Genomic DNA, 23,848 nt, shown 5'->3' on the forward strand with positions numbered 1-23,848 from the left:
TCGGCTGCCGACCGGGGATTATTTGGTGAGGGCGTGCTGTTGGCAGGTCGGAGCAGCCAGCGCAACGCACTCGGGGCAGACCACGAGTTGCTCCCGGCAGGAGGTGTCCCGGCAGTTGCGCATGTTCGTGGTCGGTGCCGCGCAGACCTGGCAGCTGCCGAGTACGGCAGCCTCCGGGGCGAAGTCGATGGACATCCGCTGGTCGAAGACGTAGAGCGAACCCGACCACAGGCCTTCGTTGCCGAAGGTCTCGCCGTAGCGCACGATGCCACCGTCGAGCTGGTACACCTCGCCGAATCCGCGCGATTTCATGAGACCGCTCAGCACCTCGCAACGGATGCCGCCGGTGCAGTAGGTCACGACCGGCTTGCCCTTGAGATGGTCGTATTTACCGCTGTCGAGCTCGGCCACGAACTCGCGGGTATTGGCCACATCCGGCACGACCGCGTCCCGAAAATGGCCGATCTCGGCCTCGAACTTATTGCGCCCGTCGAAGAAGACGACCTCATCGCCCCGCTCGGCGACGAGCGCATTGAGCTCGGCCGGTTGCAGCTTGGTTCCGCCGCCGATGACGCCGTTCGCGTCGACGCGCAGTTCGCCGGGGGCTCCGAAGCTCACGATTTCGTCGCGCACCTTGACCACGAGCTTGGGAAAGTCGAGGCTGTGGCCGTGCGAGTCGAGCCCGGTGCCCTCGCTGAACTTGAAATCGATGTTCTTGAACGCCGGGTAGTCGCGGGTCTTACGGATGTACTTCTTGATCGCCGGCAGGTCGCCGCCGACCGTGCCGTTCAGGCCGTCCTTGGAGATCAGGATGCGCCCGCGCAGGCCGAGTCCGGCGCACAGGTCGCGTTGCCAGAGCCGCACAGCGTCTGGATCGGCCAGGGGAGTGAAGATGTAATAGAGCAGAATCTTCGGAATGGCCATGAGCCCATTTTATTAGGGGCGCGTAGGCTGGCCGCACAACAAATAGGAGGCCCCTCGTGACCGTAGATCCGCTCGCCCGCTTCGGCGAAGTGCCCCAGTTCTCTCTCACGAGCGCCGATATGACCGACGGCGGACCCCTCGCCGCGCCCCAATACGGTGCCGGTGCCGGGGGAGCGGATGTCTCCCCCCAGCTGTCCTGGACCGGTTTCCCGCCCGAGACCCGGAGTTTCGCCCTGACCGTGTACGACCCCGACGCCCCGACCGGCTCCGGGTTTTGGCACTGGGCGGTAGCGAACCTGCCGGTATCGGTGACCGAGCTGCCCGCCGGAGTCGATGCCCTGCCGTCCGGCTCGCTCGTGTTGCCGAACGAGCAGCGCCTGACCTCCTTCTCCGGTGCCGGACCGCCGCCGGGAACGGGCACCCACCGCTACCAATTCATCGTGCACGCCGTCGACGTGCCCATGCTTGATCTCGACGCGCAGTCGACGCCGGCCGTTCTCGGCTTCAACCTGCATTTTCACACGCTCGCGCGTGCGGTGCTGGAGGCGACCGGGGTCGCGGGCGGGGCATCCGCTGCCTGAGTTGAAACCGGGAGTTTACCCCATATGGGGTAGCTCTCAGCGGGGATTCGGGGGAGTCGACATAACCTCAGGTAATGAGTTACACCAGTACCGCGTTCGACATCGTTCGTCCCAATCCCCTCGCGGCACACCCCTCGACTTCGGCGGGCACCGCCCGCGCTGACCGCCGCGCACCGGCCTGGCTGCACGGTATTCGTTTGCACGCGGACGGCGTGACCGTCGACCGGTCTACGCACCGGGAGACGGGCATCCGTCGGCTGCCGGTCTGGGCGTGGCGTGCACTCATGTTGCGGCGCGCGACACCGGTGCACAAGTTCAATCTGCACCCGATCGACTCCGTGGAGTACGACCTCGATATCGACTACATCGGCGACGGGCAGAAGATTCACCGGCTCGACGTCCTCGTGCCCAAGCGCACGGATGCCGTAGCAGCGCCCCTGCCGGTCTACGTGTACTTTCACGGTGGCGGCTGGACCTCGGGCGACAAGGATCCGCTGACCAAATACTGCGCGAGCCAGGCAGCTGAGGGCATGATCGTCATCAACGCCAACTACCGCATGGCGACGCGGTTTCAGCTGGGCCACATGATGCAGGACGGCAACGCGGTGCTCGACTGGGTCGCCCGCAACGTCGCGGCCTATGGCGGCGACCCGACGCGCATCGTGCTCGGTGGCGATTCCGCGGGCGGCCACATCGCCGCGCTGCTCACGGCCGCCGCCTATGCGCCCGAACTCGCCGAGCACTACGGCATTCGTCCCCCGGTCACTGCCCGCCATCTGCGCGGTCTGGTGCAGCACTGCAGCATTGCCGACTTTTCGGTGCTGTTCGACCGCGGATTCGTGTTGAGCCTCAATTTCGTGCGGATGCTGCTGCCCGAGCGGGGCCGCGGGCTGCACCTGCGCACGGCTGCCCGGTTCATGTCGCCGATCGAGTGGCTCGACCGGGGCTTTCCGCCGGTGTTCGTCACGACCTCGGAGCGGGACTATTTCTATCGCGCCAACCTCAACTTCATCGAGGCGCTGCGGGCGCGCAAGATCTGGGTGGACACCCTGATTTACGGACGTCGCAGCGTCAACACCAAGCACACCTGGCAGCAGGACGACTCGCATCCGGAATCGCAGGAGGTCTACCGCCGCCTCGGCGCCTTCGTGCGTGCGGTCGCGCCGCGCGCGGTGGTTGCTGTTTAGGACCGTGCGCCGGTCGCGGCGAGCACCCCGCCGAGCCCGATCATGATCACGCCGCCGGCCGAGGAGAGATTCTCGACGCGCTGCGGTGATTTCGCGAACCAGGTCCGCGCCGTGCCGGCCGCGAGAGCCCAGGTGCTGTCGCCGAGCAGGGCAAGCACCACGAAGACCAGCCCAAGCACTGCGAGTTGCAGCGGCACATCGCCAGCCCGGTAATTGACGAACTGTGGCAGTACCGCGATGAAGAACACGAGCGACTTCGGATTGCTGAGCCCCACCACGAACCCCTCGAACACGAGCCGCCACTTGGTTTTACGCGCCACGCGGGCCTCGCTCATCCGGGCCGCCTTGTGCCGGTTTCGAATAGCCTGCACCCCGAGATAGATGATGTACGCAGCACCGGCGAACTTCACGATCGTGAACAGCAGCACGGACTGGGTCACGATCGCGCCGAGTCCGAGCGAAACCGCGATGATCACCGGAATCAGACCGAGAGCGTTGCCGAGAACGCTGAGAAAGCCACCGAGGCGTCCGAGAGCGAGCGAACGCCCGATCACAAACAGCACGGTCGGGCCGGGAATGACTATGAGCGCGATCGACGCGAGGGCGAACGTCAGCAGGGTGGGCAGGGAAACCATGTTTGAGCATATCGTGCAGGCAAGCTGGTCTGGAGATACGGATGCTGGCGCTCACCCACAACGGATTGCCCGCCTGAGCCGCGGCCTCGCTAGCATCGGGGTCGTGCATATGTTCTTCAGAACCCTCCTCCATGCCCTGCTGTCGCAGTTCGGCCCCCGGCTCGGTCACTTCGACGTGGCGCGCACCAACTTCGTGACGCTGCCCACCGACCAGGACATTTTGCGGCACATGAACAACGGCGTCTACCTGTCGATCATGGACGTGGCCCGCTTCGACATGCTGCACCGCACCGGCGTCTGGGCGATCTTCAAACGGCAAGGCTGGTATCCGGTCGTCGTGTCGGAAACGATCAGTTTTCGCAAGTCGCTCAAGCTCGGCCAGAAGTTCACGGTCGAGTCGCGCATCATCGGGTTCGATGAGAAAGCCGTGTACGTCGAGCAGCGCTTCGTACGACCGGATGCCGATGGCACGCCCGAAATCTACGCCCACGGTCACATTCGTGGTCGCTTTCTCAAGCGCACCGGTGGAATCGTCACGATCGACGAACTGCTCGAGGCCATCGGCGTCGCCCCCGACAACGTGAGCGTGCCCGACTGGCTGCTGGAGTGGGCAGCCACCGCGGCGGTCCCGCCCACGCGCGCTCCCGCCCCCAGCATCTGGAACTAACCGCGCGGATACGGTGACGTCGGGGGAATCCATGCTCGCAACGCGAGGGCGACTTGACTGCGGGGCGCTTGGTCTTTCCATGAAAATCGACCTCTTCGGCTCACGTGCGCCAGGGTGGTTCCGGGCTGGGCGTATTGGCCCGGTGGGTTTGGGCTGGTCGCCAGATTTGGGACGGGTCCCAGAGGAGTGGGCCGAGTAGTTGGGGTCGGCCGTGGATCATGCGGATTTTCCAGCCGCTGATGTCGATCATGTGGTGGTGGTACCAGCACAATAGGACCCCGTTGTCGATACGTTGCTAATACCACCCCAACCTTGGCCTGTGGCGAGGTGTGATGCGCCTTCGGTGCCTAATTCGTTGCCTTCAATCGCCCTACCGGGCTCCCGAGTTACGTTGCTTATTCAAGCTCAGGCGGGCTTTCTGAGCAAATGTGATCCCTTTTCGCTCGCCCATAGCGAACGCTCTTTGTCATTATTCAGGAGGTGGCGAAACGGGTGGCCATCATCATTCAGGATTTGGTGTGGCCCACGAGGCGGATGTTGCTGGTGGGACAGCGCCCCGGCCCTCGAAGGTCATGCTGGCCAGATACTCCTAAATTCTGACGGTCGCACCGCCCAGGAACTCCCGAATGGTGAAAGGGAAAGGGGCCGGGATGCTGGCGGCATCCGATCCCCGCCAGTCGCGCTACTGCTTGTTGAGTGGCAGCAGGATTCCCTTCACCGACGGATCGGTCGCGAGGAACTTCTGCACGGCCGGGTCCTGGAAGGCCGCGACGAGCTTCTTGATGTTGTCGGTGTCGGCGTAGTCGCTGCCGATCGTGAGCTGGCCGGCGAAGTCGTCCGGTGCGGCGGGGGCAAAGATTTGCTGCTCGAGCGGGATCTTTGCGGCGAGGTAGTACTCGGTGTACCCGGCGGCGGCATCGATGTCGGGCAGCGCGCGCGACTGGGCGGCGAAGTCGAGCAGCACGAACTTCAGGTTCTTCGGATTCGACGCGATGTCGTCCTGGGTCGCGGTGCCTGCGGTTGCGCCGTCCTTGAGGGTGATGAGCCCGGCGTTCTCGAGCAGCCATAGCCCCTGTGCCTCGTTGGCGGGGTCGGAGTAGAGCGAGATGGTGGCGCCATCCGGGATCTCCTCGACGCTGCCCCACTTCTCGGACCATAGCCCGAAGCCCCACCGGAAGACCGGTGTCGCCGCCGTCTCCCGGAAGTCGGGGTTGGCCTCGAGCACCTGGCTCAGCCAGAGCTTGTGCTGGTAGATCGTGCCGGCGACCTCGCCCTCGCTCACCGCACGGTTGATCGTGTTGCTGTCGGAGAGTCCCCTGAAGGCGACCGTGATCCCATAGTCGGCGGCCACGTTCTTGGCGACGAACTCGACGAGGGCCTGCTCGGCCGCGTTGCCCTCCGCCGTCGCGATGACGAGCGTGGCGCCCGCGACCTCGTTCGGCGAGACGCTCGGATTGAGCAGCGGGATGCCGATCGCGGCGGCGACCGCGACGACGGCCACCGAGGCGCCGGCGATCCAGGGCCAGCGGCGGCGCGTCTTGAGCTCGAAGCCGTGCGGCTCGTCGGGGTCCTGCGAGGTGGGTTTGGTGATCGTGCCTTGGGACATGGTGTTTCCTTTCGAGGTGCTGGAGTCGTGGTGACGCAGTGGCGTGAACGGGCGGGTGGCAGGGTCGAGCGGATGCCGGGTGGGGAGGCTCATGCCAGGCAAGGGTGGTTCGGCGGAAGCGTCCCCGCGCTCAGCGTGGGACGGGCATCGACTTCGCGCGCCTCGGCTGGCGCTCGCGGGCGTGCGGCGTCGCCAGTCGCACGAGCCGGTCTCCGAGCAGCTGCACCGTGGCGACCGTCGCGACGAGGATGATGATCGTCGCGAGCATGACGGTGTTGTCGAAGCGCTGGTAGCCGTAGGTCACCGCCACGTATCCGATGCCGCCGGCGCCGATCGTGCCGGCGATCGCCGAGTACTCGATCATCGCGATCGTGTTGATCGTGAGCCCGCCAATGATCGCGGGCAGCGCCTCGCTCAACTGCGCGGTGCGGACGATCTGCAGAGGCGACGCACCGGACGCCCTCGCGACCCGCACGAGCGTGGGCGGTACGCCACGCAGCGAGTTCTCGACAATGCGGGTGAAGAACGCGATCCCGGCGATCGCCATCGGCACGACGGCCGCGGCGATGCCGATGTTGGTTCCGGTGATGAAGCGCGTGAACGGAACGATCGCCGCCATCAGGATGAGGAACGGCAGCGACCGGCCGATGCTGACGATCCAGCTGATCGACTGGTGTAGCGCGGGGTTCTCGACTAGGCCGCCAGGCGCGAGGTTGTGCACGAGCGCGCCAAGCGGCACCCCGACCAGCACGACGATGACCATGACGATGCCGACCATGATGAGGGTGTCGATCAGCGCCGGGAACACGAGCGCCGGGATCTCGGCGATCGGCACGTTGTTGTTCGTCGGAAGGGCCGTGCGGATGCCGGTGGCGAGCACGCTCAGGGCAGCGCTCATGCAACACGCTCCAGTGCGGGCACTGTGGACGAGATCGAGGCCGCCGGGGTTGTGTCGCCTGCCGCAGCCGGGGCGGACGCATCCGCGAACGTCGAACGCCCGCCATCCGAGGACCTCGAAGACTCCTCCGCCGACCGGTCGGCCAGAGCCGCAGCCTCCGGATCCTCGGGCACGGGCCGGGCATCCAGCCCCAGGCGGCGGGCAGTCTCAACAAGCAGGGCCGGGTCGACCGCGCGCACGCCGATGTTCGCGTGCCCGACCGTCTGGCCGGCGACGGTCTCGATCGAAGCGCCGAGCACGGAGACCGGGGTGTCGAGCTCGCTGGCCAGCCGTAGCACCCAGTCGGCCGGCACCGCGCCGGAGGTGTAGCTCACGAACCAGTGCGTCTCGCCCAGCTGCGGTGTGGCGTGCGGGCGGGCCGGGCGGAGGGCGCGGCCGAGGGCGGATGCCGGGTCGCGCAGCAAGTCGACGATGCGCCCGGACTCGACGATGTGGCCGTGGTCGAGACGGGCGACGGCGTCCGCAACCTGGAGCACGGTGTCCATCTCGTGGGTGATGAACAGGATGGAGAGGTCGAGGTCGTCACGAAGCTCCTTGAGCAGGGAGACGATGGATGCCGTCGACTCGGGGTCGAGGCCGGATGTCGCCTCGTCGGAGAGCAGCACCTGCGGGCGCAACGCGAGCGCGCGGGCGATACCGACGCGCTGGCGCTGGCCGCCGGAGAGCTGGTGCGGGTAGTGTCCGGCGCGGTCGGAGAGCCCGACGCGGTCGAGCAATTCGGCGACGCGGCGCTTCGCCTCGGCGGTGGTGACGCCGAGGTATTCGAGCGGTAACGCGACATTCTGGGCGGCCGTGCGACGGCTGTAGAGGCCGTCGGACTGGAAGATCGTTCCGATGCGGCGGCGGGCCGCGCGCAGCTGGCGCTCGCCGAGCTGGGAGAGGTTCTCGCCGTTGACAAGCACCGAACCGGACGTGGGCCGCTCGAGCAGGTTGACGCACTGCGCGAGGGTCGACTTGCCGGCACCGCTCGGTCCGACGACGGCGAAGATCTCGGCGGCGTCGACGCGGAAGTCGAGCCGGTCGAGGACGACCGTCGCCTTGGCGCCGTGACCGTAGACCTTGGTCAGTTGTTCGATGCTGATCATGGCCGTGAGCCTATTGTCGGCCCGGCGCGGCGCCTAACCGCGGCGAAACAATGTTGCGTCGCGTGACGATGCGTGACGCGAACGACTTCCGCTGGTTGAGCAGGTCTCGGAGCGATCGTCTCGAAATCAGAAGATGCGGCGGGGTTTCGACTCGTGCCAGAGCGCGTTGCTCAACCAGCAGAAAACAGCCCGGGGGTCGTGGTGGTCTCGGTACGAAAAGTTTCCAGCGGCGCTTGGGTTTGCGGCTGGGGTCGATGCTCGCTGGTGGGGCGAACCAGCGCACGTTGTCGACGACCTGCACCCTTCAGCCTCTATGGATCACGTGGTGGTGGCTGGGGCCGGGCAGCGTGCCGTTGTCGATGTTGGTTAGTCCTCCTTCGTGCCAGGGGAGGACGTGGTGGACTTCGGTCCAGCGGGCGGGGATGGTGCAGCCGGGGATGATGCAGCCGCCGTCGAATCGGGTGTCGCCGGTGAACGGGGCGGCACTGAATGGTCCCGTGCCGAAAGCGGCCGAGCCGGGGATGCTCTCCACCCCGTCGATACTGTCGATGCCGTCCAGCTCGGGCTTATTGCGGCTCTCGAGCAGTTCGGTGGGCACGAAGATGGGGGTGCGAGACCGGGCCGACAGAAACGTATCGAAGAGGGTGTCCATGATGCCGCGCAGTTCGGGGGTGACGTCGACGCGCAGCGGGTAGAGCCCGTTGCGGAGCAGGCCGAACGTCAGCGTGCTCTTTGCCTCGACGGCGTCGTCGCCCGGGGCGGTGCCGTCGGGGTCGAGCCGGCCCTGCCATTCCATCGCTTGCGCCCGCAGCATGTCGGGAGCGAAGCGGATGCCCGCTCCCGGCAGCCCCGCGGTCTCCGGAGTGATCGCTCCCGTCGCCGACGCGACCAAAGCGCGTTCGACGCGGTCAAGGTCGTCCTGCCCGACTCGGCCCTGCAACGCGGTGAGGGTCGTGGCGATGATTTCCGCTGACTCTACGCCGAGGTCGCCGCTGATCAGCCCGTCGGCGATCACCGGGTACCGGGCGGGGACGGGCAGGCCAAGCGGAGTGCGCTCCACCGTGGTCTCGCCGAGCTTCAGGCGACGTTTGGCTTCACGGCCGGAGATGCCGGCGAGCTGGGTGATGAACTCGACCCGGTTGCGGCATCCGTTCTTGTAGGCCAACGAGCCGTTGCCGAGGTCGGTTTCGGCACGGGCACCAATGTCAGTGGTCGCCCGTACTCTTGCACCATCAACCTTGCGACCCAGCCCTTCCAGGGCCGCGAGCTCCGCGACAGCCTCGCTGTCGTGGAGCTGACCAAACCGCACCCCGTCGAGAACGGAGGCCAACAATGCACCCGCCTGCGCAATCACCGCGACCCGAGAACCCTCGCACTCCGGCATCGAACCGGCTGCTGCGGGCGGGGCGGTGAGGGTCATGGCGTCGGTGCCTCCTTCACCCCTAATTATAGCCGAAATAGCACCTGAAGGCGAGAGATTCTCAGCAATATCATGAAGATTTTTCAGAGTTGTATACGATCTTCGGGAGAGGGGTGCCGCCGCCCTGCTCGCATACGGCTTCGACGACGTGGGGCTGACCCAAATCTTCGCCGAAACGACGACCGTCACTGCAGGATCTCGTGCAGTGATGAGTCGCCTCGGCCTGGCCTATCTAGGCACCCGCGACGAAGGGATCGCCGGCCCTATCCCCGGCTCCGACCAAGGCAATGTCGATTATGCAATCAGGAGAGTCCACTGGGCTGCGGGCGCGCGCTGAGGAAGCCGCCGAGCCAGCAGTGCCAGGCACCGGACGTCGTCGCAACCCCGGGTCTGCGCCGTGAGGGCGCAGGCCCCGAGCAATTCGCCGAACGTTAGCGTTCAGGCGGTGCGAGCAGGAACGATCAGGTCCTTGTAGAACTGGGCGTGCGCGGGGTAGTAGTGCTCCCACTGCGGTAGCGGCAGGCCGGCGCGCGAGGCCACCAGGCGATCGAGGTAGTAGTCCCATCCGGGGCCAACCGTGGAAGCTTCCGACGGGCTCCGCAGGCGCTGCCCGAAGGTCAGGTTGGTCATGCCGTCGCCCTCGACCAGGTGGAACATGGCCCGCCAGGAATCCTCGCCCTCGCCGAAATCACCGTTGAACCGGTGCGGAGCCTGGCATTCGCGAACGCTCACGTACTCCCACTTGGCATCGGGTTCGGCGGTCATCTTGAACTTGACCGCTCCGGTGGCCGGCGAACCGGTAAAGGTGCCGATCCACTTCTCCAGCTCGGCCGGGCGGGTCAGGCTCGCCCAGACTTGTTCGATCGGCGCATTGAAGAGCCGATTGAGCATGAGATACAGGCCGTCCTCGCGGTGAACGAGACGACCGGTGGGCTTGGCTGACATGGTGACCTCCACTTTGAGTGAAACGCGAGTCTTCCCTCAGGCTAGGCCACTTTCAACCCGTCGGCTACAAGCGTCGATCCGTCTACTACGCACCCTCGAGCACGGCCATCGCGGCGTTGTGGCCGCCGAGCCCGCTGACCCCGCCGCCGCGCCTCGCACCGGCCCCGCAGATCAATATGCGCGGATGCGAGGTGGCTACTCCCCAGCGCTCGGCTGGCGTGCCGCGCGGCTCGTCATCCTCGAGGAACGGCCAGGACAGCCCGCCGTGAAAAATATTGCCGCCGGGCAGGTTCAGGGCGTGCTTGAGGTCGAGCGTGGTCTTGGTTTCGATGCAGGGACGACCGGCAGCATCCGTCATTAAGAGGGGTTCGATCGGCTCGGCCAGCACCGAATTGAGCGAACGCAGCACTGCGGCCTGCAACTGCGCCCGCATCTCGTCGTTGTTGGCCTCGGTGAGCGCGCGATGGGGCGTGTGCAGGGCGAAAACGGTGAGCGTGTGCGCCCCGGCCTGGGCGAGTTCGGGCGAAAGAATGCTCGGATCGGTCAGCGAATGACAGTAGATCTCGCACGGCAAAACGGAGGGAATCTCCCCGGCCAGCGCCTGCTCATACGCGGCCTGCAATTGCTCGTACGACTCGTTGATATGAAAGGTGCCGCCGAACGCGGCCTCGGGCGACACGCTCGCGTCCAACAGCTGCGGCAACCGGGTCAGCAGCAGGTTGACCTTCACCTGCGCGCCCTCCGGTTTTTCTATTACAGCGGATGCCGTTTCTCCAGCGCCCAGCAGCTCCCGCAGCGACCAGGGCGCGACGTTCGCCAAAATCACCGCGCCGTGCGCCCGCTTGACGCGACCCTCCTGGAAGTACTCCACGGCTCCATCGGCGCTGACCGATGTGACTTCCGCCCCGACTTCAAGCCGCGCGCCGGCAGCGCGGGCCGCCCGCTCGAGCGCCCCGGTCACGGCACCCATTCCTCCGATCGGCACGTCCCAGTCCCCGGTTCCATTACCGATCACGTGGTACAGAAAGCAGCGGTTCGCGTCGAGACTGTGGTCGGCGAGGCTCGTGAACGTGCCGATCAGCCCGTCGGTGGCCACGACGCCGCGCACGAGGTCGTTCGAGAAGCGGTCGCTGATCGTTCGGCCGAGCGGCTGCTCGATCAGCGCGGTCCAGAGCGCGTCGTCACCGACCAGCCGCTTGGCCTCCGAGCGGGTGAGCAGCGGTTCGCAGACCGTGGGGAACACGGCGCGGGCCAGTCGAGCGGTGTCCTCGTAGAACGCGTTCCACGCGTCGAAATCGGCCGCAGCCCCGATGCGCGCGAACGATGCCCGGGTGGCGTCGGCGTCGCCGTTGTCGACGAGAAGCCCGGCGTCTGAGCTCCCCGGCGTGTACGACGAATACCGCCGCCGGGCCAGCTCAATGTCGAGGCCCAGCTCGTGAATGATGCGCGTCGGCAGCAGGCTCACCAGATAGGAGTAGCGCGAGAGGCGAGCGCCCGTGCCGGCGAAGGCATCCGCTGAAATGGCGGCACCACCGACCTGCGGCTCCCGCTCGAGCACGAGCACGCTGCGTCCGGCCTGGGCGAGGTAGGCGGCGGCGACCAGGCCGTTGTGGCCGCCTCCGATGATCACGACGTCGTGGGTGGGTTCGCTCATGCGTGCGAGCCTATCCAGTCCAGGCGCGGCCACGTCGACCTTGGTGGGGTTGTCGACGACGGCAGCCACCGGGCCAGCCAGGCTCTGGCGCCGAGCCTGATGCCGGTGCAATATAGGAACAAGCGAGAGGTGCACCGTGGGCAAAGACATCAGAAGTTTCTGGAGCGAAGACCCGATTAGCGCGCTGCGGGTGACCTCCGGCTTCAGGCTGGCGACGCTTGACACGGGGTCAACGCCAGGTTTCAAGGGTTCAAAAAAAGACTCGGCCGCGGCGGGAACCCAGGCGGCCGGCGTCCTCTCGCACCTACAGGAGATGCTCTTTGCCAACAGCACCTGTGGGGATAACCGCAAGCTTCTGCTCGTACTGCAAGCCATGGACACGGCCGGCAAGGGCGGCATCGTTCGCCACGTCGTCGGCGCTGTTGACCCGCAGGGCATCAGTCACTTTGCCTTCAAGGCGCCCACCAAGGCGGAGCTCAGGCACGACTTTCTCTGGCGTATCCGCAAACAAGTGCCTGCGGCCGGAATGATCGGCGTGTTCGACCGGTCGCACTATGAAGACGTGCTCATCGCCCGGGTGCACGAACTCGCCCCGGCGGCAGAGATCACCAAACGCTACGACCAGATCAACACGTTCGAGCAGGAACTCGTCGATGATGACACCGTCGTGATCAAGATCATGCTGCAAATCAGCTCCGCCGAGCAGAAGGCTCGCCTCGGCGAACGCCTGAGCCGGCCAGACAAATATTGGAAGTATCACCCGGTAGACGTAGACGAGCGGATGCATTGGCCCGCCTATCAGGACGCCTTCCAGATCGCACTCGAGCGCACCTCGACGGCGGCGGCGCCATGGTTTGTCGTGCCAGCCGACCACAAGTGGTACGCGCGCCTGGCCGTGCAGCACCTGCTCATCGATGAGCTGAAGGGGATGGTGCTGACCTGGCCGGAAGCATCCTTCGACATTGAGGAAGAAAAGTTGCGCCTGTCAACGACCTGACGCTCCCGACGGCTAGGCGCTTCTCCAGCGCGACACCGCGCGGGCCAGAATAAGCCAGCTTAAGCTGATCAATAAAAGTACGGCGGCTGCGGCAATGATCCCGGCACTTCGACCCAGCGCCACATCGAAGATGAAGATGACTGTGCCGGACACGACGACCGCCACACCGACCAGGGTGGCGCGCACCAGGACGCTGCCGACTTGCACGATCTGCGCCATAGCCTGCTGTCGGAACAGGAGCCGGTGCAAGATGACCGGACCAAGCCCGAGGGCCGTGGTCAGAGCCGTCACGCAGACCAAAATCAGGTACAGCGTGATCTGGTACCGGTCCAGCTCGGTAAAACGTGGCTGAAAGGCGACGGCGAGCAGAAATCCGCCGATGATCTGCGTTCCGGTTTGCGTGACGCGAAGCTCCTGCAGCAGTGAGTTCCAGTTGCGGTCCAGCCGTTCGTTCGCGGTCTCGGTGCGGCCGTCCTCCGGCGCGACATCTGGAGCTGATCCTGAATTCGGCGGGGTCATGCTCCGAATGCTAGCGCCCGTGATGCTGCGTTGCCACGAAGCCGAGTGGGCCGAAGCCAGCGGCGGTCTCGAACTGCCGGAGCCGTGAGACGCGTGGGTGCACTTCGAACGCGAAGGCAAGTGATCGGTTGCTTCCCGGGGGCTGAAGCAACCTTTTCCCGCTCTCGCGGAAGGGAGGGCGGCCCGCTAGACCGGCGCGAGGGGCTCGAACGGGCGCGGCGGCTCCAGCGGGTCGGATTCGGTGGGCTTGGCCACCTTGCTCACCGCCCGGTCGAGGGCGCCGCGCACCGCGACCACTCCCGGCCGCTGCGCGCTCGACCGGCGCGCGGCCGAAAACAGGGTGCGATGCGGGGTGCCCGGCAGATCGTGCAGCTGCACGGCCGGCATCCGCCCCGCCCAAACCAGGTCGGGCAGAATGCCCACCGCATTGCCCGATTCAATCAAGCGGATGTGCGCGATCAGGTCGGCGGTCTCAAACCGAACGTCCGGTTCGAACCCGGCGGAGCGGCAGAGCTGCGTGGCCCATTGCCGCGATGCTGTGCCGACCGGTTCCATTACCCAGGGCAGCCCGGCGGTCTCCTCCAGCGTCGCCGCACGCACGCGGCCCGAGCCGGCATCTTCCGGCGGCACGGCGAGCCGCAACGCATCCGTGGCCAGGTTGACCCGGTCGAGGTCGGGCCAGTGCGCGCGAGTATGGCCGGGGTACTGCTCGGCGAGTACGAGGTCGAAGTCGCGCGCGGCGACCTCGAACAGGCCACGTTCCGGCTCGCGCTCGGTCACTTCGACGCGCAGCGCCGGATAGTCTTCCGCCAGAAAGGTGAGCGCCCGGGGAATCACCGCGAGGGCCGCCGACTGGAACACGGCCACCCGCACGGTGCCCGACACGGTCGTGGTGCTCGCGCGCAGGTCGGCTTCGGCGAGTTCGAGTCGCTCCAGCAGGTAGGTGGTGTGCTCGACCAGAATCTCGGCCTGCGGCGTGAGCTGCACCCGGCGGCCGACCTTCTTCAATAGCACGACGCCGGCCTCCTTTTCGAGCAGCGCGAGCTGTTGCGACACCGCCGAAGGGCTGTAGGCGAGGGCCTCGGCGACCCCGGCGAGGGTGCCGCGAATCTTCAGTTCGCGCAGCAGTCGCAGCCGCCTGACGTCCAACATCCACTGCCCCCTACACCCATCGACCCACCGAAAACCAAATCATTAGAAATTGTAACGAATATCATGCATAAACAATTGCTTTTGCTAAATATAGGCTGGCCTCAGACTTGAAGCATCAGAGCCACCCACCGCGAACGAAAGACTAGTCTCGTGACCATGACCAACGCCTCCACCCGTCCCGCCAACGAGGATTTCAGTTCGGAGGTCGTCAAGCTCGTCAAGAAATGGCTTGACGAAAGTGCCACCATCCCAGCGGATGCCGCGGCCGAGCGCCTCGCCGGCGTGCTGAAGGACCCGAACGGTCTCGACTTCACGGTGGGCTTTGTGGACGGCGTCATGCGTCCCGAGGACAAGATGGTCGCCGGCTACAGCCTGCAAAAGGTCGCCAAGAAGGCGCCCGGTTTTCTGCCCGCGCCGATGCGTGCGGCGATCGGTCTCGGTGGAATCCTCGGACCGGTGCTGCCCTGGGTCGTCATCCCGGCCGCCCGCACCGTGTTGCGCCAGATGGTCGGCCACCTCGTCGTCGACGCCACCCCCGACAAGCTCGGCCCCGCGCTCGTGCACCTGAAAGAGGGCGGCAACCGCCTCAATATCAACCTGCTCGGCGAATCCGTGCTCGGCGAGAAAGAAGCGCTCGAACGCCTCGAAGGCACCAAGCGCATCCTCGAACGCCCCGACGTGGACTACGTCTCGATCAAGGTGTCCTCGATCGCCAGCCAGCTCTCGATGTGGGCCTTCGACGAGACCGTCGCCCGCGTGATCGAACGCCTGACACCGCTGTTTGAGTTCGCAGCACAATCCGCTACCCCGAAATTCATCAACCTCGACATGGAGGAGTACCGCGACCTCGACCTCACCATCGCGGTGTTCGAGGGCCTGCTCGACCAGCCGCAGCTCGCCCAGCTTGAGGCCGGTATCGTGCTGCAGGCCTACCTGCCCGACGCCCTCAGCGCCATTCAGGGCCTCACTCACTGGGCCCAGAACCGCCGCGCGGCCGGCGGTGCCCCGATCAAGGTGCGCCTGGTCAAGGGCGCCAACCTCGCCATGGAGCACGTCGATGCCGCCGTGCACGACTGGCCGCTCGCGACCTTCGGCACCAAGCAAGACAGCGACACCAACTACAAGCGGGTGCTCAACTGGGCCCTCACCCCGCAGAACACGGATGCCGTCAAGCTCGGCATCGCCGGCCACAACCTGTTCGACGTGGCCTGGGCGCACCTGCTCAGCGTCGCCCGCGGCGTCGACGACAAGGTCGAGTTCGAGATGCTGCTCGGCATGGCGACCGGCCAGGCCCAGGCCGTGCGCAAGGACGTCGGCCAGCTGCTGCTCTACACACCGGTCGTCGACCCCTCGCAGTTCGACGTGGCGATCAGCTACCTCATTCGCCGGCTCGAAGAGAACGCGAGCTCGGAGAACTTCATGTCGGCCGTGTTCGAGCTGACCAGCAACCCCGAGCTGTTCGATCGCGAAAAGGCCCGTTTCCAGGCCTCGCTCGACGCGCTCGACGACCGGGTCCCCACCCCCAACCGCGTGCAGGATCGTTCGAGCAGCTACGACCTTGATCGCCTGGCCGCCGCCGCAACGGATGCCCGCAGCCACGACGCCGAGACCGCCGACGACGTCGACCCGCAACTGACCGGCGCACTGCTCGGCATCACCCGCGGCTCGGTGCCCACCCACTCGACGTTCCACAACGAGCCGGACACCGACCCGTCGCTGCCCGCGAACCGCGCCTGGGGCCGTCGGATTTTGGCCCGCGCCGACGCCTCCGTTCTCGGTACCGAGACGGTCGAGGCCGCCGCCGTTGCCGATGAGGCAGCGCTGAACACGATCATCGACGGTGTGCTCGAAGCCGGAAACGCCTGGGGCCAGAAGACCGGCGCCGAACGCGCCGCCGTGCTGCACCGCGCCGCCCTGGCGCTCGCCGCGAACCGTGACCGCCTGATCGAGGTCATGGCGAGCGAGTGCGGCAAGACCATTGCCGAGGGTGACGCCGAGGTGAGCGAGGCCATCGACTTCGCCAACTACTACGCCGAACGAGCCAAAGACCTCGACCGGGTGCAGGGCGCCATCTTCGTGCCGTCCAAGCTCATCGTGGTCACCCCGCCGTGGAACTTCCCGACCGCCATTCCGGCCGGCGGCGTCCTCGCGGCCCTCGCCTCGGGTGCCGGCGTCGTGATCAAGCCCGCCGCGGTAGCCCAGCGCACCGGCGCCATCGTCGTCGAAGCGCTCTGGGAAGCCGGCATCCCGCGCGAGCTGCTCGCGCTGGTGAACCTGCCCAACCGCGATCTCGGCGCCAAGCTCATCGCGCACCCCGCGGTGAACCGGGTCATCCTCACCGGCGGCTATGAGACGGCCGAGCTGTTCCGTTCATTCCGTCATGACCTGCCCCTGCTCGCCGAAACAAGCGGCAAGAACGCCATCATCGTGACGCCGTCGGCCGACTTCGACCTGGCCGCCGCCGACGTGGTGAAGAGCGCCTTCGGCCACGCCGGACAGAAGTGCTCGGCCGCGAGCCTGGTGATTCTGGTCGGATCGGTCGCGAAGTCGGAGCGGTTCCTCGGCCAGTTGGTTGACGCCGCGACCTCGATCAAGGTCGGCCAGGCGAGCGACCCGGTCACCCAGATGGGCCCGATCATGATGCCGGCCGACGGCAAACTGCTGCACGCCCTCACCACCCTCGGCGCCGAAGAACAGTGGCTGGTCGAGCCCCGGCAGCTCGATGAGACCGGCAAGCTGTGGTCGCCGGGCATCCGCACCGGCGTCACGCCCGGATCGTATTTCCACCTGACCGAGTTCTTCGGACCGGTACTCGGCGTGATGCACGCGCGCAATCTGGAAGAAGCCATCCGCTTTCAGAACGCTGTCGACTTCGGCCTGACCACCGGACTGCACTCGCTCGACGCCGACGAGCTGGCCCTCTGGGTCGACACGATCGAAGCCGGCAACCTCTACGTCAACCGCGGCATCACCGGCGCCATTGTGCAGCGTCAGCCGTTCGGCGGCTGGAAGCGCTCGGCCGTGGGCGCCGGCACCAAGGCCGGCGGACCGAACTACCTGCTCGGCCTTGGCAGCTGGGTCAACGAACCCGGCCGCAACAGCTCGACGCTGCACCTGCGTGGCCTGGAGCAGCGAGTCACCGACATTATCGAAGCCAGCCAGCCGTTCCTCGACTACGCCGACTTCGACGTGCTGCGCCGCTCGGCCGTGAGCGACGCCCTGGCCTGGCGCGAGGAATTCAACGTCGTGCGCGACGCCACCGGGCTCGGAGTGGAGCGCAACCTGTTCCGCTACCGCGCGCTGCCGGTCACCGTGCGCCTGACCGAGTCGGGAACGCTCGCCCAGCTGCTGCGCGTGATCGCCGCCGCAACGCTGTCCACGTCGCGCTTCGACGTCTCGAGCACCATTCCGGTTCCGCCAGCCGTGCGCAATATCCTGGCCGACCGCGAGATTCCGGTGTTCATCGAAAGCGACGAGGAATGGCTCGCACGGGCCCGCTCCGGCGGCATCACCGCCAGCCGGGTGCGTCTGATCGGCAGTGACCCGGTGCTGGGGGCGCGGGAGGCGGCATCCGCTCTCGCCGAGGCGCTGGCCGGCAGCCCGGACATCGCGGTGTATTCGAACGCTGTCACCCAGGCCGGCCGCATCGAGGTGCTGCCGTTCCTGCGCGAACAGGCCATCTCGATCACCGCGCACCGGTTCGGCAACCCGAGCACGCTCTCGGACGGTGTGATCTAGCCCGTCTGCCTGTGTGCCCCGAGCGGGCACACAGGCCACGTGCGGTTTACATACAGTTTCGTGGGTCAAACTGTTAGGGGACGTATGATTACCGCTGTCCACAATTCGACAGGGGTTCACGCTTGAACGGAAACGCGACGACGACGCATCGAAACGTCGCCTTGTTGTCGGTCGCGAGTCTCATGGCGCCGCTGATCACGACGTCGGAAGAAATCGACCGACGGTTGAAGCCCGTATTGACGCGCCTCAAACTGCCGACCGGGCTGCTGCAGCGCGTCGCCGGTGTCTACGAGCGACGCAATTGGGGCCCGGACGAGACCTTCGATGACGCCGCGGTCAAGGCCGGCAAGATCGCGCTCAGAGAGGCTGGCATCAAGCCGAGCGACGTGGGCCTGCTCATCAATACCTCGGTCACCCGCAAGCACCTTGAACCCTCTGTGGCCGTGCGTATTCACCACGGCCTCGGCCTGCCGTCGTCGGCGATCAACTTTGACATTGCCAACGCCTGCCTCGGCTTCGTCAACGGCATGACCCTCGCCGCCCAGCTCATCGACAGCGGGCAGATCAAGTACGCCGTGATCATCGACGGTGAAGACGCCGACGAGATCCAGACCAACACGATTGACCGCCTCGGTCGCCCGGGCATTAAGCGCAAAGACTTCATGAGTGAGTTCGCCAGCCTCACCCTCGGCTCCGGCGCTGCTGCCGCCGTGCTCGGTCCAGCGGATGCCCACCCCGCCGGCCACCGCATCCTCGGCGGAGTCACCCGCGCGGCCACTCAGTTCAACGGACTCTGCGTCGGCAGCGTCGATGGCATGTTCACCGACGCGAAGGCGCTGCTCAAGGGCGGCATGGAACTGGTCGTGTCGGCCTGGACCGAGGCGAAGCGCGACTGGAGCTGGTCCAACATGGACCGCTACATCGTGCACCAGGTCTCGGACGTGCACACCAACGCCATCGTCAAGGCGACCGGCATGGACAAAACCAAGGTTCCGCTGACCTATCCGAAGCTTGGCAATGTCGGCCCGGCATCGATTCCGATCACCCTCTCCCAGGAGGCGTCGAAGCTGCAACCGGGCAACCGGGTGCTGCTGATGGGCGTCGGTTCCGGCCTCAACACCGCCATGATGGAACTCGTCTGGTGATCGTGTTGGCCTCCAGCCGCTTCGTCCGGATGCCTCTGGGCGCCGGAGCCCACGTTGCCGCAGGAGGTAGCCATTCGGTGGGCTGGGCTGGGCTGGACGAGGCGCCACGCGAGGTGCCACCTTTGGCCCCTTGAACGTGCCCACCACTGGCGAGATGCCATCTCTTGCCCCTTGGGGTCTGCGTGCTGACCGTGAGGTGCCATCTTTGGCCCCTTGGAGTGCTGTCAAGGGGCCAAAGATGGCATCTCGGGAAAACCATGGGGCTATATATGGCATCTCGCAGCGCGTGGCACCCGGGTTGCTCGCGAGATGCCACTTTTGGCCCCTTGAACGTGCCCACCACTCGTGAGATGCCATCTCTTGCCCCGTGAACCTGACTGTACGCATCCGCTTCACGGCAGTCGTGTGAATGGCCCATTCGGAGAAAAGACACTGTGACTAATACCCGCGCAACCGCAGCTAACCGCCTTCCGCGCCTGGTGCCAGCCCCGGCGACACTCCCGCCGGCCGGACTGACGGGGCTCGACCCAGAGTGGTCGCGCCTGATCGAGGTTCCGGAACGCAGCGCTGCGGGCGGCCTAGCGGGTGGGTTGGGCAGCGATTTGGGTGCCGCGGCAACCGGCAGCACGGCGAGTGGCGTGACGCACGGCTGGCACCTGCTCGACAATGGCCCGCAGCTCGACGCGCTCGGCGTGATTCCGGTCGGAACGATTCTGTGCGTGCACGGCAACCCGACCTGGTCCTACCTCTGGCGCAGCCTGCTGTCGTCGGCAACGGATGCAGCGGCGTCGGGTGCGCTCGCCTGGCGCGTGATCGCCGTCGACCAGCTCGACATGGGTTTCTCCGAGCGCACCGGAGGTTTTCGCCCACTGGCCCGCCGGGTGCAGGACCTCGGCGACCTCACCGACGCCCTCGACCTGGCCGGCCCGGTCGTCACCCTCGGCCATGACTGGGGAGGAGTCGTCTCGCTCGGCTGGGCCGTCGACCACCCCGAACTGCTGGCCGGAGTCATGCTGCTCAATACGGCGGTGCATCAGAGCGCTGGCGATCCGATTCCGGCGCCACTGCGGCTCGCCCTCGGTCGTGGAATCCTCGGCCCGGCGACCGTGGCGACGCCGGCGTTTCTGGCCACGACGTTGGCGCTGGCGCATCCGTCGCTATCGACCGAGGTCAAGCGCGGCTACCGAGCTCCGTATTTGACGAGCGCTCGACGCGGGGGAATCGGCGGGTTCGTCGCCGACATTCCGGTCGCCCTGAGCCACGAAAGTCGGCCTGAACTCGACCGCATAGCGGAGGGCGCGCGCGCCCTCGCTGTGCCGACGCTGCTGCTTTGGGGTCCCCGCGATCCAATCTTCAGCGACCGCTACCTCGACGACCTGGCCCGGCGGATGCCGCACGCCCGCGTGCACCGGTTCGAGGGCGCTGGGCATCTGCTGGCCGAGGATGCGGACTGCACTGCTGCCGCGCTGCTCTGGCTCGGCGACGCTGTCGCGGTCACTCCCGACGATGCGGCTAATGCGGTCACGTCCCCCTCCCGGACTGGCGATCTCGGCAAGCTCGACCAGCGGATGGGAGCGTCCAGCACGCTGCTCACCGCCACTTCGGGCGCCGAGGCGGTCGCACCATCTCTGTTGGCCGAGACCCCCGTCTCGGGGAGCGAGGCCGCCTCGCTATCTCTGTTGGCCGAGATCGCCATAGGGGGAACGCAAACCGCGTGGGAAGCCGCGGGGACGCATCCACTTTGGTATTACCTCGACGAATTGCAAAACTCCGACGAGACCGCCCTCGTCGATATGCAGCCGGCCCCGCGCACCGTCAGCTGGCGCTTACTGTCGCGGCGCGTACGCCAGATCGCGGCCGGTCTCGTCTTCATTGGCGTCAAGCCCGGCGACCGCGTCTCGCTGCTGGTTCCGCCGAGCGCCGACCTCACCGCGGTGCTCTACGCCTGCGTGCGCATCGGCGCGATCGTTGTCGTAGCGGATGCCGGCCTCGGCCTGGCCGGCCTCACTCGCGCCGTGCGCGGCGCCCGCCCCGACTTCGTCATCGGCGCAGCTCCCGGCCTTATGGCCGCCCGTGCCCTCGGCTGGCCCGGACGCAAAATCTCCACGGCGCGCTTCCCGGCTCCGATGGCCGCGCTCCTGAGCATCGAGCACACGCTCGCCGAGCTCGTGCAGTTGGGCCAGGCGCGCCTGGACGCCGACGACGCACTCCCGCCCGGCCCCGCACCGACCGACCCGGCCGCCGTGCTGTTCACCTCCGGATCGACCGGCCCGGCCAAGGGCGTCGTCTACACCCACGGCCAGCTCTCCGCTGTGAGCAATGCCCTCTTTCTGCAGTACGGAGTGGGCGTCGGAACCGGTCTCGTCGCCGGATTCGCCCCGTTCGCCCTGCTCGGCCCGGCCCTCGGCGCCCGCTCGGTCACCCCCGATATGGACGTCACGGCCCCCAAAACCCTCACCGCCACCGCCGTAGCGGCCGCCGTGGCCGCCATCGACGCGACGGTTGTCTTTCTCTCGCCCGCCGCGCTCGTGAACGTCGTCGCGACCGCCCGCGCGCTCACCCCCGCCGATCACGCGGCCCTCGCCGGGGTGCAGCGTTTTCTCTCGGCCGGCGCGCCAATCTCCGAAAGCCTGCTCGCCCAGGCCGCGACGCTCATGCCGCAAGCGACCGCGCACACCCCGTACGGCATGACCGAGGGCCTGCTCATGGCCGACATTACGCTCGAGGGCATCCGGGCTGCCGCTGCGAGTGTTTCCATGCCTCGCAGAGCGGATGCCGCAGCGCACGACGGCGAGTCGGACCCGTCCACTGCCTCACTGCCCGACACTGCGGTCTCGGCAAGCTCGACCGGCGGAGATGGTGAGGCCGCACTCATTGCGACGTCGGCTGAAGTGAACCCGGCGGGGGGAGTCTGCGTCGGGGGGTCGACGCAGACCACGCGCATCCGGATCAGCGCGCTCGACGCGAGTGGGGCATCCGTTGGTGAGTTGTCGGAGCAGCCCGACGTGACCGGCGAGATCGTCGTGTCGGCGCCGCACGTCAAGGACCACTACGACCGGCTCTGGCTCACCGAACGCACCTCGCGGCGCGGCGGGGTGCCCGGCGAACGCTGGCATCGAACCGGCGACGTCGGTCACCTCGACACCGCTGGCCGCCTCTGGGTCGAGGGCCGCATGCCGCATGTCATCGTGACGGCTGCCGGCGTCGTCACCCCGGTCGGTCCGGAGCAGCGCATCGAAACGCTGCCCGACGTTGCTCGTGCGGCCTTCGTCGGGGTCGGCCCGGTCGGCACCCAGCAGCAGGTCGCCGTGATCGAAACCGTGCCGCCGGCCCGCAGCGTGCACCGGGCATCCGCTCCGCTCGCCGCCGCCGTGCGCGCCGTCGTCGGTTCGCCGGTCGCCGCGGTGCTCGTCGTGCCCGGACTGCCCACCGATATTCGGCACAACTCCAAGATCGACCGCAGCCGGCTGTCGCGCTGGGCCACCGGCATCCTCTCTGGCGGTCGCTGGACTAAGCCATGAGGGGCTCGCCATGAGAGTGCTGGTGACCGGAGCCAGCGGCTTTCTCGGTCGCGCCGTCGCCGAGCGCATCAGCGCGGCCGGGCACGAGGTGCGCACCTTTCAACGGCGGCCATCCGGCGTGGCCGGCGTCGAGGACGTGCACGGCTCCATCACGACGCCGGCCGACACCCCGTACGCCGGTCTCGCCTATGCCGTCAGCGGCATGGACGCGGTCGTGCACCTCGCCGCGAAGGTCTCCCTCACCGGGGATCCGGACGAGTTCGCGGCGGTGAATGTCGGCGGCACCCGCACGGTGCTGCAGGCTGCGCAGCAGGCCGGCGTCTCCCGGTTCGTCTACGTGTCCTCACCGTCGGTCGCTCATGCGGGCAGTTCGATCATGGGTTCGGACGCGCTGCCGGCCGCGCCGGAACACGCTCGCGGCGACTACGCCCGCACCAAGGCTCACGCCGAACTGCTCGCGCTGGCCGCCGATGCTCCCGGATTCAGCGTGGTCGCCGTGCGCCCGCATCTGGTCTGGGGTCCCGGCGATACCCAGCTGATCGAGCGCATCGTCGACCGGGCGCGCTCCGGTCGGCTGCCGCTGCTCGGCCACGGCGCTGCACTGATCGACACGACTTACGTCGATAACGCGGCTTCGGCCATTCATGCCGCGCTCGACGCAGCTGTCACCGTGCATGGCCAGAGCTACGTGATCACCAACGGGGAACCGCGCCCGGTTGCGGACATCCTCGCCGGAATCTGCGGCGCGGCCAACGTGCCGGCGCCGACCTGGCGGGTGCCGGCATCCGCTGCCCGCGGTGTCGGCTCGCTCATTGAGGCCATCTGGCGGCGTCGCCCGGGTGTCGACGAGCCGCCAATGACCCGGTTTCTGGCCGAACAGCTCTCGACCGCGCACTGGTTCGACCAGCGCCGCACCCGCGCCGACCTGCACTGGACCCCCGCGGTCTCCCTCGACGAGGGCTTCGAGCGTCTCGCCGCGCACTATCGCGCTCGCCGCACCCGCTAGCCATCACTCCGCCCGGGCCCGGGCCCGGGCCCGGTCGGTTTGTGCGGCGGTGTCCCCAGTCGCGAAAACTGCGCGTTGGGAGCTCATTTCGTGCGGAAGCGCGCAGGT

Annotated in this window: 18 protein-coding genes; 8 read left to right on the forward strand and 10 right to left on the reverse strand. The window is 67.0% G+C overall.

The window, feature by feature from the left end; translation table 11 throughout:
* Positions 1-18 precede the first annotated feature (18 nt).
* Positions 19-924: a rhodanese-related sulfurtransferase gene (locus E3T46_RS16785; RefSeq protein WP_134579418.1), complete on the reverse strand. Its 906-nt coding sequence runs from the start codon at positions 922-924 to the stop codon at positions 19-21.
* Positions 925-980: 56 nt separating this feature from the next.
* Here E3T46_RS16785 and E3T46_RS16790 point away from each other — a divergent pair, with 56 nt between their 5' ends.
* Together E3T46_RS16790 and E3T46_RS16795 are read left to right on the forward strand one after the other, a co-directional pair.
* Entirely contained in the window at positions 981-1,505 is a 525-nt protein-coding gene (locus tag E3T46_RS16790; protein ID WP_241980860.1) for a YbhB/YbcL family Raf kinase inhibitor-like protein, read from the forward strand.
* A gap of 74 nt (positions 1,506-1,579) precedes the next feature.
* Complete coding sequence (locus tag E3T46_RS16795; RefSeq protein ID WP_241980861.1) at positions 1,580-2,692, forward strand: alpha/beta hydrolase; 1,113 nt, start codon at positions 1,580-1,582, stop codon at positions 2,690-2,692.
* Here E3T46_RS16795 and E3T46_RS16800 read toward each other — a convergent pair.
* Positions 2,689-3,327, reverse strand: coding sequence for a LysE family translocator (locus E3T46_RS16800; RefSeq protein ID WP_134442766.1), 639 nt, complete (start codon positions 3,325-3,327; stop codon positions 2,689-2,691). The genes E3T46_RS16795 and E3T46_RS16800 overlap by 4 nt on opposite strands.
* A 109-nt stretch (positions 3,328-3,436) precedes the next feature.
* On the opposite strand from E3T46_RS16800, the gene E3T46_RS16805 reads away from it, so the two are divergent.
* On the forward strand, positions 3,437-3,994 hold the full coding sequence (locus E3T46_RS16805) for a thioesterase family protein (protein ID WP_241980863.1): 558 nt from the start codon (positions 3,437-3,439) through the stop codon (positions 3,992-3,994).
* Between the two features lie 682 nt (positions 3,995-4,676).
* On the opposite strand, the gene E3T46_RS16810 is transcribed toward E3T46_RS16805, so the two are convergent.
* The 6 genes from E3T46_RS16810 to E3T46_RS16835 all read right to left on the reverse strand — a co-directional run bounded on the left by E3T46_RS16810 (position 4,677) and on the right by E3T46_RS16835 (position 11,662).
* Entirely contained in the window at positions 4,677-5,693 is a 1,017-nt protein-coding gene (locus tag E3T46_RS16810) for a MetQ/NlpA family ABC transporter substrate-binding protein (RefSeq protein WP_241980866.1), read from the reverse strand.
* A gap of 37 nt (positions 5,694-5,730) precedes the next feature.
* Positions 5,731-6,480, reverse strand: a complete 750-nt coding sequence (locus tag E3T46_RS16815; RefSeq protein WP_241980868.1) for a methionine ABC transporter permease — start codon at positions 6,478-6,480, stop codon at positions 5,731-5,733.
* 14 nt (positions 6,481-6,494) lie between these two features.
* The gene (locus E3T46_RS16820) at positions 6,495-7,643 is read right to left on the reverse strand and encodes an ATP-binding cassette domain-containing protein (RefSeq protein ID WP_134579419.1); all 1,149 of its coding nucleotides are present in this window, start codon (positions 7,641-7,643) and stop codon (positions 6,495-6,497) included.
* Positions 7,644-7,947: 304 nt separating this feature from the next.
* Positions 7,948-9,063 carry an HNH endonuclease signature motif containing protein gene (locus E3T46_RS16825; protein ID WP_134579420.1) on the reverse strand — a complete coding sequence of 372 codons (1,116 nt, stop codon included), beginning with the start codon at positions 9,061-9,063 and terminating at the stop codon, positions 7,948-7,950.
* Positions 9,064-9,501: 438 nt separating this feature from the next.
* The gene (locus E3T46_RS16830) at positions 9,502-10,008 is read right to left on the reverse strand and encodes an SRPBCC domain-containing protein (protein WP_134472262.1); all 507 of its coding nucleotides are present in this window, start codon (positions 10,006-10,008) and stop codon (positions 9,502-9,504) included.
* 85 nt (positions 10,009-10,093) lie between these two features.
* Positions 10,094-11,662: an NAD(P)/FAD-dependent oxidoreductase gene (locus E3T46_RS16835; protein ID WP_134579445.1), complete on the reverse strand. Its 1,569-nt coding sequence runs from the start codon at positions 11,660-11,662 to the stop codon at positions 10,094-10,096.
* 136 nt (positions 11,663-11,798) lie between these two features.
* Between E3T46_RS16835 and E3T46_RS16840 the strand changes: the two genes are divergently transcribed.
* On the forward strand, positions 11,799-12,659 hold the full coding sequence (locus tag E3T46_RS16840) for a PPK2 family polyphosphate kinase (RefSeq protein WP_134472263.1): 861 nt from the start codon (positions 11,799-11,801) through the stop codon (positions 12,657-12,659).
* 12 nt (positions 12,660-12,671) lie between these two features.
* Here the strand turns inward: E3T46_RS16840 and E3T46_RS16845 are convergent, their stop codons facing one another.
* Positions 12,672-13,178: a DUF6328 family protein gene (locus tag E3T46_RS16845; protein WP_134442760.1), complete on the reverse strand. Its 507-nt coding sequence runs from the start codon at positions 13,176-13,178 to the stop codon at positions 12,672-12,674.
* A gap of 186 nt (positions 13,179-13,364) precedes the next feature.
* On the reverse strand, positions 13,365-14,330 hold the full coding sequence (locus E3T46_RS16850; protein ID WP_134472266.1) for a LysR family transcriptional regulator: 966 nt from the start codon (positions 14,328-14,330) through the stop codon (positions 13,365-13,367).
* 156 nt (positions 14,331-14,486) lie between these two features.
* On the opposite strand from E3T46_RS16850, the gene E3T46_RS16855 reads away from it, so the two are divergent.
* The 4 genes from E3T46_RS16855 to E3T46_RS16870 all read left to right on the forward strand — a co-directional run bounded on the left by E3T46_RS16855 (position 14,487) and on the right by E3T46_RS16870 (position 23,740).
* Positions 14,487-18,068 carry a bifunctional proline dehydrogenase/L-glutamate gamma-semialdehyde dehydrogenase gene (locus E3T46_RS16855; RefSeq protein WP_134579421.1) on the forward strand — a complete coding sequence of 1,194 codons (3,582 nt, stop codon included), beginning with the start codon at positions 14,487-14,489 and terminating at the stop codon, positions 18,066-18,068.
* A gap of 122 nt (positions 18,069-18,190) precedes the next feature.
* Positions 18,191-19,213, forward strand: coding sequence for a 3-oxoacyl-ACP synthase III (locus E3T46_RS16860; protein WP_134472267.1), 1,023 nt, complete (start codon positions 18,191-18,193; stop codon positions 19,211-19,213).
* 434 nt (positions 19,214-19,647) lie between these two features.
* The gene (locus tag E3T46_RS16865; protein ID WP_241980870.1) at positions 19,648-22,734 is read left to right on the forward strand and encodes an alpha/beta fold hydrolase; all 3,087 of its coding nucleotides are present in this window, start codon (positions 19,648-19,650) and stop codon (positions 22,732-22,734) included.
* A gap of 10 nt (positions 22,735-22,744) precedes the next feature.
* On the forward strand, positions 22,745-23,740 hold the full coding sequence (locus E3T46_RS16870) for an NAD-dependent epimerase/dehydratase family protein (RefSeq protein WP_134579422.1): 996 nt from the start codon (positions 22,745-22,747) through the stop codon (positions 23,738-23,740).
* Positions 23,741-23,848: the final 108 nt, after the last annotated feature.

The organism is Cryobacterium sp. Hh11, assembly GCF_004404045.1.
Lineage (GTDB): Bacteria > Actinomycetota > Actinomycetes > Actinomycetales > Microbacteriaceae > Cryobacterium > Cryobacterium levicorallinum.